15 protein-coding genes are annotated in these 15,371 nt (G+C 71.2%); 12 read left to right on the top strand and 3 right to left on the bottom strand.

Annotated features, from left to right (window positions below):
• Nucleotides 1-118 precede the first annotated feature (118 nt).
• Complete coding sequence (gene typA, locus BGO45_RS03325) at nucleotides 119-2,032, top strand: translational GTPase TypA (RefSeq protein ID WP_292690922.1); 1,914 nt, start codon at nucleotides 119-121, stop codon at nucleotides 2,030-2,032.
• Nucleotides 2,032-2,757, top strand: coding sequence for a creatininase family protein (locus BGO45_RS03320; protein WP_292690921.1), 726 nt, complete (start codon nucleotides 2,032-2,034; stop codon nucleotides 2,755-2,757). The genes typA and BGO45_RS03320 overlap by 1 nt, the downstream gene beginning before the upstream one ends.
• A 3-nt stretch (nucleotides 2,758-2,760) precedes the next feature.
• Here the strand turns inward: BGO45_RS03320 and BGO45_RS03315 are convergent, their stop codons facing one another.
• A complete protein-coding gene (locus BGO45_RS03315) occupies nucleotides 2,761-4,164 on the bottom strand; it encodes an amidohydrolase (protein WP_292690920.1) in 1,404 nt (467 codons plus the stop codon).
• 2 nt (nucleotides 4,165-4,166) lie between these two features.
• Nucleotides 4,167-5,189 (bottom strand): LacI family DNA-binding transcriptional regulator, encoded by a 1,023-nt coding sequence (locus tag BGO45_RS03310; RefSeq protein ID WP_292690919.1) that lies wholly within the window; start codon nucleotides 5,187-5,189, stop codon nucleotides 4,167-4,169.
• 180 nt (nucleotides 5,190-5,369) lie between these two features.
• Here BGO45_RS03310 and BGO45_RS03305 point away from each other — a divergent pair, with 180 nt between their 5' ends.
• From BGO45_RS03305 to BGO45_RS03285, 5 genes are read left to right on the top strand one after another with little or no spacing between them, the layout of a single operon-like run.
• Nucleotides 5,370-6,416: a BMP family ABC transporter substrate-binding protein gene (locus tag BGO45_RS03305; protein WP_292690917.1), complete on the top strand. Its 1,047-nt coding sequence runs from the start codon at nucleotides 5,370-5,372 to the stop codon at nucleotides 6,414-6,416.
• Nucleotides 6,416-7,948, top strand: a complete 1,533-nt coding sequence (locus BGO45_RS03300) for an ABC transporter ATP-binding protein (RefSeq protein WP_292690915.1) — start codon at nucleotides 6,416-6,418, stop codon at nucleotides 7,946-7,948. Before BGO45_RS03305 ends, BGO45_RS03300 begins: the two co-directional genes overlap by 1 nt.
• Entirely contained in the window at nucleotides 7,945-9,033 is a 1,089-nt protein-coding gene (locus tag BGO45_RS03295; protein ID WP_292690913.1) for an ABC transporter permease, read from the top strand. The genes BGO45_RS03300 and BGO45_RS03295 overlap by 4 nt, the downstream gene beginning before the upstream one ends.
• On the top strand, nucleotides 9,030-10,304 hold the full coding sequence (locus BGO45_RS03290) for an ABC transporter permease (RefSeq protein WP_292690910.1): 1,275 nt from the start codon (nucleotides 9,030-9,032) through the stop codon (nucleotides 10,302-10,304). Before BGO45_RS03295 ends, BGO45_RS03290 begins: the two co-directional genes overlap by 4 nt.
• A 5-nt stretch (nucleotides 10,305-10,309) precedes the next feature.
• Nucleotides 10,310-11,533: an amidohydrolase family protein gene (locus tag BGO45_RS03285; RefSeq protein WP_292690908.1), complete on the top strand. Its 1,224-nt coding sequence runs from the start codon at nucleotides 10,310-10,312 to the stop codon at nucleotides 11,531-11,533.
• A 102-nt stretch (nucleotides 11,534-11,635) separates the two neighbouring features.
• Here the strand turns inward: BGO45_RS03285 and BGO45_RS03280 are convergent, their stop codons facing one another.
• Nucleotides 11,636-12,187 (bottom strand): helix-turn-helix domain-containing protein, encoded by a 552-nt coding sequence (locus BGO45_RS03280; RefSeq protein WP_292690906.1) that lies wholly within the window; start codon nucleotides 12,185-12,187, stop codon nucleotides 11,636-11,638.
• Between the two features lie 65 nt (nucleotides 12,188-12,252).
• On the opposite strand from BGO45_RS03280, the gene BGO45_RS03275 reads away from it, so the two are divergent.
• The 5 genes from BGO45_RS03275 to dapC are packed head-to-tail and all read left to right on the top strand — an operon-like array spanning nucleotide 12,253 to nucleotide 15,179.
• The gene (locus tag BGO45_RS03275) at nucleotides 12,253-12,972 is read left to right on the top strand and encodes an AzlC family ABC transporter permease (protein WP_292690904.1); all 720 of its coding nucleotides are present in this window, start codon (nucleotides 12,253-12,255) and stop codon (nucleotides 12,970-12,972) included.
• Nucleotides 12,969-13,283, top strand: a complete 315-nt coding sequence (locus BGO45_RS03270; RefSeq protein ID WP_076490122.1) for an AzlD domain-containing protein — start codon at nucleotides 12,969-12,971, stop codon at nucleotides 13,281-13,283. Before BGO45_RS03275 ends, BGO45_RS03270 begins: the two co-directional genes overlap by 4 nt.
• Nucleotides 13,284-13,304: 21 nt before the next feature.
• Entirely contained in the window at nucleotides 13,305-13,700 is a 396-nt protein-coding gene (locus BGO45_RS03265) for a histidinol dehydrogenase (protein WP_292690901.1), read from the top strand.
• Nucleotides 13,701-13,751: 51 nt separating this feature from the next.
• Nucleotides 13,752-14,072, top strand: coding sequence for a ferredoxin (gene fdxA, locus BGO45_RS03260; RefSeq protein WP_022878250.1), 321 nt, complete (start codon nucleotides 13,752-13,754; stop codon nucleotides 14,070-14,072).
• A 3-nt stretch (nucleotides 14,073-14,075) separates the two neighbouring features.
• Nucleotides 14,076-15,179, top strand: coding sequence for a succinyldiaminopimelate transaminase (gene dapC, locus BGO45_RS03255; protein ID WP_292690897.1), 1,104 nt, complete (start codon nucleotides 14,076-14,078; stop codon nucleotides 15,177-15,179).
• Nucleotides 15,180-15,371: the final 192 nt, after the last annotated feature.

Here is a 15,371-nt window from a genome sequence, read left to right as displayed (position 1 = left end):
CGGCATTCCTGAGGGGATGCCGCCCCTTTCGCGTCCACTGCCGGGAGTTCGGCGGGCGCCCGGTAGACTGGGGTGGCCCGATTCCGGGCGCCACCCCGAATTTTCCTGGAGACCCTCCATGGCGCACGCCCTTCGTCCTGACCTCCGTAACGTCGCGATCGTCGCGCACGTCGACCACGGCAAGACGACCCTCGTCGACGCCATGCTCCGCCAGACCGGCTCGTTCGGCGACCACGCGCACGTCGAAGAGCGCGCGATGGACTCGAACGATCTCGAGCGCGAGAAGGGCATCACGATCCTCGCCAAGAACACGGCGATCACGTACAACGGCGTCCACGCCGACTCCCCGGTGACGATCAACGTCATCGACACCCCCGGTCACGCCGACTTCGGCGGCGAGGTCGAGCGCGGCCTGTCGATGGTCGACGGCGTCGTGCTGCTCGTCGACGCGTCCGAGGGTCCGCTCCCGCAGACCCGCTTCGTGCTGCGCAAGGCGCTCGAGGCCAAGCTCCCCGTCATCCTGCTGGTCAACAAGACCGACCGCCCCGACGCGCGGATCGCCGAGGTCGAGGAAGAGGCGCACGACCTGCTGCTGGGCCTGGCGTCCGACCTCGTCGACGACGTCCCCGATCTCGACGTCGACGCGCTGCTCGACGTGCCCGTCGTGTACGCCTCGGGCCGCGCGGGAGCAGCATCCCTGAACCGTCCCGACAACGGCGCGCTGCCCGACAACGACGACCTCGAGCCGCTGTTCGGTGCGATCCTCGAGCACGTTCCGGCGCCGTCGTACGACGACGAGGCTCCGCTGCAGGCCTGGGTCACCAACCTCGACTCGAGCCCGTTCCTCGGTCGCCTCGCCCTGCTGCGCGTGTTCAACGGCACGCTGAAGAAGGGCCAGACGGTCGCCTGGGTCCGTTCCGACGGCACCACCAGCAACGCCCGGATCACCGAGCTGCTGAAGACCCGCGCGCTCGAGCGCTACCCGGCCGACGACGCCGGCCCCGGTGACATCGTCGCGATCGCCGGTTTCCCCGACATCACGATCGGTGAGACCATCGCCGACCCCGAGGACGTGCGCGCGCTGCCGGCCATCACGGTCGACGACCCCGCGATCTCGATGACGATCGGCACCAACACCTCGCCCCTCATGGGCAAGGTCAAGGGCCACAAGCTGACCGCCCGCATGGTCAAGGACCGCCTGGACCGCGAACTCATCGGCAACGTCTCGCTCAAGGTCGTCGACATCGGACGCCCGGATGCCTGGGAGGTGCAGGGCCGCGGCGAGCTGGCGCTTGCGATCCTCGTCGAGAACATGCGGCGCGAGGGCTTCGAGCTCACCGTCGGCAAGCCCCAGGTCGTCACCAAGCGCGGCGAGGACGGAAAGCTCAAGGAGCCGTACGAGCACCTCACCATCGACGCCCCGGAAGAGCACCTCGGCGCGATCACGCAGCTCATGGCCGCGCGCAAGGGCCGCATGGACAACATGACCAACCACGGCACCGGCTGGGTGCGCATGGAGTTCGTCGTCCCGTCCCGCGGTCTCATCGGCTTCCGCAGCGAATTCCTCACGATCACGCGCGGTACCGGCATCGCCAACGCGATCTCCCACGGCTACGACGACTGGGCCGGCTCCATCACGACCCGTCAGAACGGCTCGATCGTCGCCGACCGCATGGGTGTCGTCACGCCGTTCGCGATGATCGCCCTGCAGGAGCGCATGAGCTTCTTCGTGCAGCCGACCGAAGAGGTGTACGAGGGCATGGTCATCGGCGAGAACTCGCGCGCCGACGACATGGACGTGAACATCACCAAGGAGAAGAAGCTGACGAACATGCGTTCGTCGACCTCGGACTCCTTCGAGTCGATGACGCCTCCGCGCGTCCTCACGCTGGAGGAGTCGCTGGAGTTCGCCCGCGACGACGAATGCGTCGAGGTCACGCCCGAGAAGGTGCGCATCCGCAAGGTCGTGCTGGATGCGACCGAGCGCGGCCGCGCCGCCTCGCGTGCGAAGCGCCAGGACGCCAACGCCTGATGCTCGAGCTGGCCGGCGCCACGTCCGATGAAGTCCGCGACTTCGTGGCGTCCGGCCGGCGCCTCGCCGTCGTCGCGATCGGCGCGCTCGAGGCGCACGGCGCGCACCTGCCGCTGAGCACCGACACGGTCGTCGCCGAGCGGGTGGCGCGTGAGCTGGCGGATCGGCACGACGGGGCGTTGCTGCCCTCCGTGGCGTACGGCGAGACGTGGGCCACCTCCGGGTGGCCGGGCACGATCTCGCTCTCGCCCGAGACGGTGCGACTTCTTGCGATCGACCTCGCCCGCGGAGCCGTGGCATCCGGTCTCGACCGCGTCGTCGTCGTCAACGGCGACTTCGGCAACCGACTGCCGCTCGCCGCCGCCGCGCGCGATCTCGCGGCGGATGGCATCCGGGTCCTGGTCCTCGATCATCCCGGGCTCGCGGAGGCGGCGGACGCCGTGCGCGAGTCCGCGCCCGCCGTGCCGGGGATGAACCACGGCGAGGAGATCGAGACCTCGATGGTGCTCGCCGTCGCTCCCGACCTCGTGCACCCCGACCGGGCGCAGCCGCAGTATCCCGAATTCCCCGTCGACTTCGGCACGCGGCCCGTGCGGCTGCACGAGATCGGCGAGAACGCCGTGTTCGGCGACCCCCGACCGGCGACAGCCGCGAAGGGTGAGACGCTGTTCGCCGCGGTCATCGCCGCGGCGTCCGTCGAGGTGGAGCGGTTCCTCGCGGGCTGAGGCTCAGGGCGCGTAGTCCTGCACGCGCCGTCCGTGCGAGCGGTCGGTGAGGGCGGGGAGCCGCTCGGACAGTTCGTCGACGGCCGCGTCGATGTCGATCGTCAGAAGCTGCCGATCCCGCACGACGATGCGACCGTCCACGATCACGGTCGACACGTCGCCCTGGTGAGCGGACAGCGCGAGGGAGTGCGCGACGTCGTGCACGGGCTGCAGGTGCGGCGCACGGAAGTCGATGAGCACGATGTCTGCGCGGAGCCCCGGGCGCAGGGTGCCCACGCGATCCGCGAGCCCGAAGACCTCGGCGTTCTGCCGGGTCGCGAGATCGAGGAGATGGGCGGACGTCGCCCAGGTGGCATCCTTCGACGTGAACTTCTCGATCATGCCGAGGAGCCGCATGTTCTCGAGGACGTCGAGCGTGATGCTGCCGGCGGCGCCGTCCGTGCCGATGCCCACGTTGATGCCGGCGTCGTGGAGGAGACGCAGCGGCGTGGTCCCTTCCTGCGCGTGCAGCAGATACGTCTTGGTGCAGGACGCGACACCGATGCGGTCGGCGTACGGCTGCAGCAGTGCGACGTCTTCGGGCACGATGCCCGCCCCGTGCGCGATGATCGTGCCGGCTTCGAGGATGCCGGTGTCGTGCAGGATGCCGATGGGCGAGCGCCCACGACGGCTGAGGCTGGAGGCCGTCTGCGTGAGGTTCTCGGCGGCGTGGATGTGGATGCGGACGCCGAGGCGCTCGGCATCCTGTGCCGTCCGACGAAGATCGTCGTCGTCGACCGTGTACGGGGCGTGGGGTCCCAGGGCCGTGGTGATGCGTCCGCCGGCCGCGCCGTTCGCGTCGCGGGCGAAGGCGACGCTGCGCTCACGCCCGGCCGCGCCCTCGGAGGAGAAGAAGGTCGACGCGAGGAGAGCGCGGATGCCGGCGGCCTCGACCTCCTCGGCGATCGTGTCCATGCCGAAGTAGTGGTCGGCGAACGAGGTGACGCCGGACAGCAGCAACTCGCCGATCGCGATGCGCGCTCCGAGGCGGATGTCATGGTCGGTGAGGTTGACCTCCATCGGCCACACGTGCTGGTTGAACCACTCGTCGGTCGGAACGTCGGAGGCCGCGCCGCGGAACATGACCATCGGCGTGTGCGTGTGACTGTTCAACAGGCCCGGGATGGCGACGTGGCCCGTCGCGTCGACGACCTCGGCGCCGGCGATCGCTATCGGGTCGACGTCGTCGTCGGGGAGGATCCACGCGATGACTCCGTCCCTCACCCCGATGCTGTGCCCGGGGAACTCCTGGATGCCGCCGCGGGCGGCGGTGTCGTCGCGAGGGAGGTCGGGGTAGCCGACGGACGGGCGGCGGGTCTCGGTCACGACGCGGGCGTGCCGCACGACGAGGTCGACGGGATCGGTCACGTTCACTCCTCAGGGGTCCGGGTGCTGGCTCCGGGCACGAGCTCGGCGGGAAGGCTGGTGCGGCGGCGGGCGGCGACGCGGGTGCGACGCGCGAGTTCGAGCATCTCCACGGCTTCGGCCCCCATCTCGTGCCACGGGTGACGGAGGGAGGTGAGCGGCATGCCCTGCGCGTCGGGGTAGAGCTGCAGCAGGCTCGCGATCTGCACGTCGTCGGGAACGCGCACGCCCCGCGCGCGGAGCACCGTGAGCACGCCGGTTGCGACGTCGTCGTTCGCGCACACGAGCGCCTCGTCGCGTTCGACACGGTCCCACAGGCCTTCGGCCGACGTCACGCCGGCGAGCAGGTCGCTGCCCCGATAGACCACCGAGGTCACGGCGGGACCGGCAGCAGCGCAGGCTTCGGACACCGACGCGATGCGCCGGGCGTCGGCGGGGGAGTCGGGGTCGAGTCCGATGACGGTGACGGTGCGCGTCCCGGTGCGGGCCAGGTGGTCGGCGAGGACCGCAGCGGATGCCGCTTCGTCGAGGCTCACGGCGCTCGGGGTCTGCGGGTCGAGGAAGCGGCCCACCTGCACGAGGGGGAGTCCGTGCGACATGCGCTGCGCGTGGCCGCTCGCCTCGATCGTCGGCGGGCACACGATCAGGCCGTCGACGCGGCGGTCGAGGAGGTCGGCGACGCGGTCGTCGTGGTCGGCGCCGTCGGGGGCGACGTAGCGCAGCAGCGCGCCGATGCCCTGCGCGTCGAGGTTCTCCGTCACCGATTCGATGAGCGCGGAGAGGAACACCGTGGCGTATCGGGGGAGCACGAGCCCGACGCTCTGCGTCCGGCTCGAGCGCAGCGCGCTCGCGACCGCGTTGTGGCGGTAGCCGAGGCGCGCGGCGGCCGCGCGGATGCGCTTGAGCGTCTCCGGTGACACGGGACGGGAGCCCGACAGGGCGCGGGACGCCGTCGCGGTGGAGACGCCGGCCTCCGCAGCCACGTCGGACAGAGTGGCGCGGTCGTCGCCCGGGTCCAGATCGCTCACACCGTCATGCTACGCAATCGATTGCGTCACGGAAGGCGGGAAACGTGAACGCAACACAGTCGAAATCGCGCGAGAAGACAAGCGTGACTAGGGTGGCTCTCGGTCGCGTTCCCCCGACTCAGTCCGACCATCTTGCAATCGATTACATTTCGACCCCGCACCCCACCCGAAGGAGTCCCCATGCCTCGCCCCCTCCCCCGATCCCTCATGACGATGGGTGGCGTGCTCACCGTCGCCGCCCTCGCCCTCACCGGCTGCGGCGGCAAGACCGCCGACACCGGCTCGGCCAGCGCGTCTTCGAGCGGCCCCACCGTCGCCCTCCTGTACGGCACGACGGGCGACTTCTCGTTCATGGACAGCGCCTACAAGGGCTTCACCGAGGCGGAGGGCGAGTACGACTTCACCCCGCTCGAGCTCTCGAGCCCCAACACCGACGACTACCAGGACCGCGTCGACCTCGCCCTGTCGCAGAACGCGGCCCTCGCGATCGGCATCGGCTTCCAGTGGCAGCAGCCCATGTCGGAGACCGCGCACCCCGACACCGCGTTCGTCCAGGTGGATGCCGACGCCGGTACCGTCATCGACAACGTGACGACCATCTCGTTCGCCGCCGAGCAGTCCTCGTACCTCGTGGGTGTCGCCGCTGCGCTGACGTCGAAGAGCAAGCACGTCGGGTTCGTGGGCGGCGTGGACCAGCCCAGCATCCAGAACTTCTACACCGGCTACGAGGCGGGCGTGCACTCGATCGACCCGTCGATCGTCGTCGACAAGACCTACCTCGCCCCGCTCGGCGACTTCACCGGCTTCTCCGACCCCACCAAGGGCAAGGAGGCGGCCGCGTCGATGTACGCCGGTGGCGCGGACGTCGTGTACACCGCCGCCGGCGGCTCGGGCCAGGGCGTCTACGAGGAGGCCGCCGCCAGCTCCACCTCGGACAAGAAGAACTGGGCTATCGGTGTCGACGCCGACGTGTACCAGACGGTCGCGGACTCCATCAAGCCGTACATCCTGACCTCGGCGATCAAGAACGTCGACGTCGCGGTGAAGACCTCGATCGGCGAGTTCCTCGACGGCACGCTCAAGTCCGGTGAGGTCCGCTACGACCTGTCCAACGACGGCGTCGGCTACTCGACCTCGGGTGGCTTCCTCGACGCGTTCGCCGACCAGATGGCATCCATCAAGCAGGACATCATCGACGGCAAGATCACGGTCCCGACGGCGCTGTGATGACCGACGGGCAGGAGGTGCTGGTGCGCCTGAGCGGAATCGTGAAGCGATTCGGGACGTTCGTCGCGAACGACCGCATCGATCTCACGGTCCGCGCGGGCAGCGTCCACGCGGTGGTGGGTGAGAACGGCGCGGGCAAGTCGACGCTCATGAAGATCCTCTCCGGTGAGGAGAGCCCCGACGAGGGGACGATCGAGATCGACGGCCGCGCGACGGTCTTCCGCTCTCCGCGGGACGCGCAGGCGGCCGGCATCGGCATCGTGCACCAGCACTTCCTGCTCGCTCCCGGGCTCCGCGTCTGGGAGAACATCGTGCTCGCCGGCGAGCCCGGGGGGCCGGTCTTGATCGACTCCGCCCGGGCGCGCCGCGAGGTCACCGAACTCGCCGACCGCACCGGGTTCCCTGTCACCGTCGACGCCGAGGTCGAGACCCTCGGGGTCGGCATGCGTCAGCGCGTCGAGATCCTCAAGGTGCTCTACCGCGATGCGCGCATCATCATCCTCGACGAACCGACCGCGGTGCTCGTCCCGGCCGAGGCCGAGGCGCTCTTCGCCGCCATGCGGGCGTTCACCGCAGCCGGTGCTGCCGTGATCTTCATCTCCCACAAGCTCGACGAGGTGCTGTCCTTCGCCGACGACATCACCGTGATCCGCGCGGGTCGGGTCGTCGGCACCGCGGTCCCCGCCGAGACCACCGCCCCGCAGCTCGCCCGTCTCATGGTCAAGGCCGAGATGCCCGTCGTCGCGCCGCGCGAACAGCCCGCATCCGACCGCGTCGTCCTCGAGACCCGTGGCCTCGGAGTGCGCGGCGACGACCAGGTCGCACCGCTCGCCGACGTCGATCTGCGTGTCCACGCGGGCGAGATCGTCGGCATCGCCGGCGTCGAGGGGAACGGCCAGTCCGAGCTCCTCGCGGCCCTCATCGGACGGGCGGATGCCACGGGCACCGTGCTCCTCGACGGTGACGACGTCACCGCGCTCAGCACGGTGGACCGCCGCGCACGCGGCATGGGGTACATCTCCGAAGACCGTCACCGTGACGGCATCGTGCTTCCGCTGGCGCTCCGCGAGAACGCCGTGCTCGGCTACCAGCAGCTCCCGCCGGTCCGGCGCGGTCCGTGGTTCCGTCGCGGGGAGGCGGCGCGCGCCGCGGCCGAGATCATCGCGGCGTACGACGTCCGCGGCGGCGACCCGTCCACCCGCGCGTCGGCGCTGTCCGGCGGCAACCAGCAGAAGTTCATCGTCGGGCGCGAGCTCCTCCGCGAGCCGCGTCTGCTCCTCGCGGCCCACCCGACCCGCGGCGTCGACATCGGCGCGCAGGCCGCGATCTGGAGCGAACTCGTCGCCGCGCGCGACCGAGGGCTCGCGACCCTGCTCGTCTCCGCCGACCTCGACGAGATCCTGGCGCTGTCGGATCGGGTCCTGGTGCTGCACCGCGGCCGCATCGTCGCCGAGATCGACGCGCGCGGAGCGGACGTCGGCACGATCGGCGAGTACATGACCGGCGCGCGCGGGGGAGAGGCCGCCGCATGATCCGTCGCATCCTCACGACCGTCGCGGGTCCCGTCATCGCGATCGTCCTCGCCCTCGTCGTCACGGCGGTGTTCCTCACCGTCGCGGGCTACTCCGCGTCCTCCGCCTTCGAGGTGATGTGGGACTACGGCACGACCCCCGAGTCCCTGGCATCCACCGTCAACAACGCCATCCCGCTCTATTTCGCGGGCATCGCGGCGGCGTTCTCGCTGCGCATGGGACTGTTCAACATCGGCGTCGACGGGCAGTACCGCATCGCGGCGCTCGTCGGGGCGGTGGTCGCCGCCTCGCTCCCGCTGCCGCTCTGGCTCACGCTGCCCATCACCTTGCTGGCGAGCATGGCGGCCGGGGCGCTCTGGGCGCTCGTGCCGGCGCTGCTGAAGGTGTACCGGGGTGTCAACGAAGTCATCACCTCGATCCTGATGAACGCGATCGCCACCACGGTCGTCGCGGTGCTACTGGCGGACGTCTTCCGCTCCGGCGGCGGGCAGAACACCGGTTCGGCGCCGATCGGACCCGACGGGTCCATGCCCGTGCTGCTGGACCTCGGGGGTCGCGTGCAGATCTCCGGCTTCCTGCCGTTGGCCGTGCTCCTCGGCATCGGGTTCTTCCTGCTCCACGACCGGACGGTCTGGGGCTACACCGTGACCGTGGCGAACCTGTCGCCGGATGCCGCGGAGTCCGCCGGCATCTCGGTCAAGCGCCGCATCGTCACCTCGCTCCTGGCCTCCGGCGCCATCGCCGGACTCGTGGGTCTGCCGCACGTCCTGGGCACCGCGCACCGCCTCGACGGCACGCTCCCCACCGATCTGATGTTCACGGGTCTCGCGGCGGCGCTGCTGGGCCGCTCGCATCCGATCGGTACGGCGATCGGCGCGCTCGTGCTGGCGTTCGTCGAACGCAGCGCGCAGGTCCTCGGCATCGTGAAGCTCCCCACGGAGGTCGGCACGCTCTTCCTCGCCGTCGTCCTGCTCAGCTCGGCGCTCGGCTACTGGGTCGTCGAGAACGGCGAGCGCCGCCTCGCGCTCATCGCCGCGATCCGGCGTGCGCGCGCCGGACGAACGAAGGAGGCGTCGGCGGTATGAGCGCTGTCACCACTGTCCCACCCGCCCCGCGGCCGACCGACGCGCGGCGTGTGCGCGCTCGCGCGGTCGTGTCGTGGATCCTCCTGGGCTTCGGGCTGATCCTCATCGCCTCGTGGGTCTGCGACGCGCCCGGCATCGCCTCGTCCTCGACGTGGGGATCGGCGCTGCGTCTGACGGTCCCCATCGCCGTCGTCGCGATCGGTGCCCTGTACTCCGAGCGGGCCGGCGTCATCAACGTCGGCCTCGAGGGCATGATGATCGGCGGCACGTGGGGTGCCGGCCTGTTCGGATGGTTCGGGGGGCCGTGGCTCGCCCTCGTCGGCGGCATCCTCGGCGGGCTCGTCCTCGGGCTGCTCATGGCGGTGCTCTGTCTCGAGCTGGGTCTCAACCAGCTCGTCGTCGGTGTCGCCATCAACGTGCTCGCGGCGGCCCTGGCCCGCTTCCTCTCCGACATCGTGTTCAGCGGGATCGACGGGGGAAGCGTCGCGCGGTCGCCGCGCATCGACGGCAACGTCCCACGCGTGAGTCTGCCGTTCCTCTCCGGCGGGTTCGGGACCCCTGATCCGCTCCGCGACCTCGAGGCGGGTGGCATCCCGGTCGTGTCCCAGATCGCCGGCATCCTCGGAGGATTGACGCGCGATGTGTCCGTGGCCGCGATCATCGGGCTCGCGCTCATCCCGCTGACCGCCCTCGTGCTGTGGCGGACGCGGTTCGGTCTGCGCATGCGCGCCGCCGGCGAGGAGCCCGCGGCGCTGCAGGCTCTGGGCGGTCACGTGCACCGGACGCGGTACCTCGCGGTCCTCGTCGGCAGCGGCATGGCCGGCTTCGCCGGCGGCTACCTCGTGCTGATCTCGCAGGGCTACGTCGAGAACCAGGTCGCCGGTCGCGGTTTCATCGGTCTCGCCACGCTGATCTTCGGCAACTGGATGCCGGGAGGGGTGTTCGCGGGGTCGGCGCTGTTCGGTTTCAGCGACGCCGTCGGTCTCGGTCGGCCCGAGACGTTCACGGCGATGCTGTTCGTGCTCGGTGCGGTCTTCCTGGTCCTCGCCGCGCTGCGGTTGCGCCGGGGACTCGGTGTGCGCGCCGCGGTGCCGAGCCTCGTCCTGGGCGTGGTGCTCCTGGTCGCCGCCCTGTTCATCCCCCTGCCGAGCGCTCTCGCGTCCGCCGCTCCGTACCTGGTGACCCTCGCGGTGCTCGTGGTCGCGGGCACGCGCATGCGTCCGCCGCGCGCGCTCGGTCAGTTCTTCCCCCGCCGCAACTCCTCGAGGTGACTTCTGTGATCCACCCCCACCTGTCCCGTGTCCACGTCTGGGACGGTGTCTCCCACCTCGGTGTCGGCACCGTGCGGTGGAGCGACGGCACGCCCGCCGGATGCATCGACGCGGTGGACGTGATCGAGCCCGACGGGACCGCGGAGTACACCGTGCTCCCGGGCCTCATCGACACGCACGTGCATCTCATCGGCAACGCGTCCGACACCCCCGCGGACTTCCTGGCCTGGCCGCTCATCACCCGCCCCGAGGAGCAGGTGCTGCACGGCCTCGCGCACGCCCGCCGCGCGCTGTCGGTCGGCGTCACGACCGTGCGCGATCTCGCGGCCGATGACGTCCAGTTCTCGCTCGCGCGGGCGCTCGAATCGGGCATCGTCGAGGGACCGCGGGTGCTCGCGCACGGCCTCGTGAACATGACGGGCGGGCACGGCGACCTCTTCATCCCGCCGGCGGTGGTGGAGCGCAAACCCGTCGCCGACGGTCCCGATGCGTGCCGGGCCCTCGTGCGGCGCTGGGCGCGCTCCGGGGCGGACGGCATCAAGGTGCCGGTGAGCGGTGGCGTGCTGTCGGTCGGCGACAAGGCGTCGTGGCGCAACTACACGGATGCGGAGCTCGCGGCCGTGGTCGACGAGGCGCACGCGCTCGGCCTGCGGGTGGCGGCGCACGCCCACACCGAGGACGGCATCCGTCGGGCCCTCGCGCACGGCGTCGACTCGATCGAGCACGCGACCAAGCTCACCGCCTCGCTCACCGATGACATCGTCGTGGCCGGGACCACGGTGGCTCCCACACTCCTCATCAACGACCGGATCGCCGACGGCACGGCCCCCGCCGCGCCCGCGCAGCGCGAGATCGCTCGGGAGCTCGTCGCCGGTCGCGATGTCGCGTTCCGTTCCGCCGCCGCCGCGGGGGTGGAGTTCGTCCTCGGAACGGATGCCAACGGCTTCCACGTCGACTTCTCCGACCAGTGGGACGAGATGCGGGCGATGGCCCGGGTTCTCGGGTGGGATGCCGAACGGGTGCTGCAGGCTGCGACCTCGCGGGCGGCGAAGGCGATCGGGCGCGACGCCGACCTCGGCCGCGTCGCCGAGGGCTTCGCCGCCGACCTGGTGGTCGTCCGAGGCCGCCCGTGGGAGGACGCCGCGGCGCTCCGCGCCGACGCCGTCGTCGCCGTCGTGCGCCGCGGGCGGGTGGTGGCGGGGTCGCTCCCCGCGTCCTCGACGTCGTGACCCCCGGGTGAGTGTCCAGGACACGCCGTATCGGCGCCCTCGCGAACGGCGTGTCCTGGACACTCGATGCACCGTTGCGGGGCGCTCGCGGGGGCTGCGCGGTCAGTGCGACTCGACGATGCAGACCGCGCTCATACCGGGGGTGAGGGCCTCGAACACGTGCGGGGCGTCGCCGGGGTAGGAGAGGTAGTCGCCGGGCGAGAGATCGTAGGGCGCGTCGACCGGGCCGATACGCCCCCGCCCGGTGACGAGCACCACGTGCTCGACCGTCCCGCGCGGGTGGGGGTCGGACACGCGGGGGCTCCCCGGCTCCGCGCTCAGCACGTAGATGTCGCGACGCGCGTGCGGCGGGCTCGCCGACAGCAGCACCGCGAGGTAGTCGGCGGAACTCGCGGGGACGGCGGCCGTGCCTTCTCCCGCGCGGATGAGCGTGGGGGAGCGGACGCCCTCGTCCACCAGCACCGCGAACGGCACCTCCAACGCCGACGCCAGGGCCCAGAGGGTCTCGACGCTGGGGTTGCCCCCGCCGTTCTCGAGCTGCGACACCGTGGCCTTCGCCACCCCGGCGCGACGCGCCAGCTCGGACACGCTGAGGTCGCGCCGCTCGCGTTCGCGGCGCAGGGTCGTCGCGATGCGGTCGCCGAGGTCGCTCATGCGTTCATTATGCTCGCCGATCGTTCGACTTGACGAACGAGCGCCCATCGTTCGAAGATCTGACCATGCGTTCATTACGTCGAACGATTCAGGAGCCGGCCGTCCGTCAGGGGCTCGCCGTGGCGGTGGCGACCAGCGCCTACGGCATCTCGTTCGGCGCGCTCTCCGTGGCATCCGGTCTCGACGTGTGGCAGACGTGCGTGCTGAGCCTCGTGATGTTCACCGGGGGCTCGCAGTTCGCCTTCGTCGGTGTGATCGCCGCCGGGGGACTCGCGGCCGCCCCGGCGGCGATCGCGTCGGCGGGTCTGTTGGGCGTGCGGAACGCGGCCTACGCGATTCGGATGTCGCCCGTGATCGGGCCGGGCCGCGTGCGCCGTTCCCTCGCGACCCCGTTCACGATCGACGAATCGGTGGCCGTGTCGCTGGCGCAGTCGACGGCCGCGGCGCGCCGCACCGGATTCTGGGTCACGGGGATCGCGATCTGGATCGGCTGGAACGTCACGACGCTCGCCGGTGCGCTCCTCGGCGACGTCCTGGGCGATCCGCGCGCGTGGGGATTGGATGCCGCGGCGGCCGCCGCCTTCCTCGCCCTTCTGTGGCCGCGCCTGCGGGGGCGTCAGCCCCTCGCCGTCGCAGTCGGCGCGGCGGCCGGCGCCGCGCTGCTCACACCGTGGGTGATGCCCGGCATCCCCGTCATCGCCGCGGCGGGTGTCGCCGTCGCGCTGGGGTGGTTCGACCCGCGTCCCCGTGCAACGCCGAACGCCGACGAGAGGGGGATGCCATGACCCTGTGGACCGCGGTGCTCGCGGCATCCGTGCTCTGTCTCGGGCTCAAAGCGGCGGGCTATCTGCTGCCGCAGGGGTGGCTCGACGCCCCGCGCCCCGCCCGTATCGCCGACCTGCTCACGGTCGCGCTGCTCTCGGCGCTCGTCGTCGTGCAGGCTCTGGGAGCCGGGCCCGCGATCGTCGTCGACGCGCGGCTCCCCGCGGTCGGGGTGGCGGCCGTGCTGCTGTGGCGCCGGGCGCCGTTCCTCGTCGTGGTCGCCGCCGCGGCCGTGACCGCAGCGCTGCTGCGCGCGCTCGGCTGGGCCACATGAACCCGCGCCTAGACTGACGTCGTGGGTTCAGGGATCGTTCGCGTCATCGGGTGGATCGTCGCGTTCGTCGTCGGTGCCTTCTACGGGACCGCGGCCACCGTCGGACATGCCTTCCGTCTCGGGTTCGTCCCGGTCGGGCTCATCCTCGGGATCGTGGGATGCGCGGGACTCCTCATCGCCCTGCGCACGCTGACGCAGGACCGGGTCAACGCCATCGCGGGCGGACTCGGGATCATCGCCGCGACGTACCTGTTCTCGCAGGTCGGCCCGGGCGGCTCCGCGATCGTGGCCGCCGCCACACCCGACACCGAATGGATCGCGATCGCCTGGACCTTCGTCGGACCGATCCTGCTCGCCCTGGTGGCCTTCTTCCCCGACCTGTCGAAGATGCGCCCCGAGCCCGCCGACGGATCATAGGACACCGGCGCGCGGCCCGGTCCCCGTCGCCGTCACGCGTAGACTGAGCGGGTGACTTACGTGATCGCCCTCCCGTGTGTCGATGTCAAGGATCGCGCGTGCATCGACGAGTGTCCCGTCGACTGCATCTACGAGGGTGAGCGGTCGCTCTACATCCACCCCGACGAATGCGTCGACTGCGGTGCGTGCGAGCCCGTCTGCCCCGTCGAGGCGATCTACTACGAGGACGACCTCCCCGAAGAGTGGTCGGACTACTACAAGGCCAATGTCGAGTTCTTCGACGACATCGGTTCCCCCGGCGGTGCGGCCAAGGTCGGTGTGATCGCCAAGGATCACCCGGTGATCTCGGCGCTCCCCCCGCAGAGCCACTGACCCGTGGGCGTCGCCGATCTCGCCGACTACCCCTGGGACGCGGTCGCTCCGTACGCGGAGCGCGCCCGCCGTCATCCCGCCGGCATCGTCGACCTCTCGATCGGTTCGCCCGTCGACCCGACTCCGGCCGTCGTGGCCGAGGCGCTCGCGGCGGCGACCGACGCGCACGCCTATCCCCAGACGATGGGGACTCCCGCGCTGCGTGAGGCGATCGTGGACTGGTACGCCCGGCGCCGCGGCGTCCCCGGTCTCACACCCGCGCACGTGCTGCCCACCGTGGGGTCGAAAGAACTCGTCGCCCTGCTGCCGCTGCTCCTCGGGATCGGTCCCGGGGACGCCGTCGTCCACCCCCGGGCGGCCTACCCGACCTACGAGGTCGGCGCCCGTCTCGTGGGCGCGGATGCCGTGGCATCCGACGATCCCGCCGAATGGCCCGAGAACACCCGCCTGGTGTGGATCAATTCGCCGGGGAACCCCGACGGCCGCGTGCTGTCGACGGACGAACTCGCGGATGCCGTGACCCGGGCTCGAGCCCTCGGTGCGGTGCTGGCCTCCGACGAGTGCTACGCCGAGCTCGGCTGGGACGCTCCCTGGGACACGGCGGGCGTCCCGAGCGTGCTGGATCCGGCGGTCGTGGGTGACGACCTCTCCGGTGTGCTCTCGGTCTACTCCCTCAGCAAGCAGTCGAACCTCGCGGGATATCGCGCGGCGTTCCTCGCCGGCGACCCCGAGGTCGTGGCCCGTCTGCTGACCGGTCGCAAGCACCTCGGGCTCATGCCGCCCGCTCCGGTGCAGCGCGCCATGACGGTCGCGCTCGGCGACGACGCGCACGTCGCGGAGCAGCGCGAGCGCTACGCCCGCCGCCGCGCGGTGCTGAAGCCCGCGGTCGAGGCCGCCGGGTTCCGCGTCGACCGCAGCGAGGGCGGTCTGTACCTGTGGGCGACCGAAGGGCGGGATGCGTGGGACAGCGTCGGACGCCTCGCCGATCTCGGCATCCTGGTCGGTCCCGGGCACTTCTACGGCACGCATTTCCCCCAGCACGTCCGCTTCTCGCTGACGGCCACGGACGAGCGCATCGCCGCCGCGGCCGAGCGCCTGGCGCCCTGAGGCGCGAGGACAGGAGGATCCCTCCATCGGGAGGGGGCATCCTTTGGCGATGTCATCTGTACGTCGTCGGCCCCGATAGGCTGTAGGGGCACTTCGAGCGGACCACCCTCCGCCGGGTGCCGTGTCGGGAATCGCACAGTCGGATCCCGGCCGCGGACCACGGTCCGGACGACAAGGGCGACCAGAAATCGC

This window comes from Microbacterium sp. 71-36, assembly GCF_001898305.1.
Lineage (GTDB): Bacteria > Actinomycetota > Actinomycetes > Actinomycetales > Microbacteriaceae > Microbacterium.
The sequence above is the reverse complement of the archived record's forward strand: the minus strand, read 5'-3'. Positions and strand labels throughout refer to the sequence as shown.

Coding starts and splice junctions, on each gene's coding strand:
- BGO45_RS03280 (WP_292690906.1), bottom strand. CDS start 12,187: ATGAGCGACCTCGGCGACCGCATCGCGACGACCCTGCGCCGCGAACGC.
- BGO45_RS03300 (WP_292690915.1), top strand. CDS start 6,416: ATGACCGACGGGCAGGAGGTGCTGGTGCGCCTGAGCGGAATCGTGAAG.
- typA (WP_292690922.1), top strand. CDS start 119: ATGGCGCACGCCCTTCGTCCTGACCTCCGTAACGTCGCGATCGTCGCG.
- BGO45_RS03270 (WP_076490122.1), top strand. CDS start 12,969: ATGACCCTGTGGACCGCGGTGCTCGCGGCATCCGTGCTCTGTCTCGGG.
- BGO45_RS03275 (WP_292690904.1), top strand. CDS start 12,253: ATGCGTTCATTACGTCGAACGATTCAGGAGCCGGCCGTCCGTCAGGGG.
- BGO45_RS03295 (WP_292690913.1), top strand. CDS start 7,945: ATGATCCGTCGCATCCTCACGACCGTCGCGGGTCCCGTCATCGCGATC.
- BGO45_RS03290 (WP_292690910.1), top strand. CDS start 9,030: ATGAGCGCTGTCACCACTGTCCCACCCGCCCCGCGGCCGACCGACGCG.
- BGO45_RS03320 (WP_292690921.1), top strand. CDS start 2,032: ATGCTCGAGCTGGCCGGCGCCACGTCCGATGAAGTCCGCGACTTCGTG.
- BGO45_RS03305 (WP_292690917.1), top strand. CDS start 5,370: ATGCCTCGCCCCCTCCCCCGATCCCTCATGACGATGGGTGGCGTGCTC.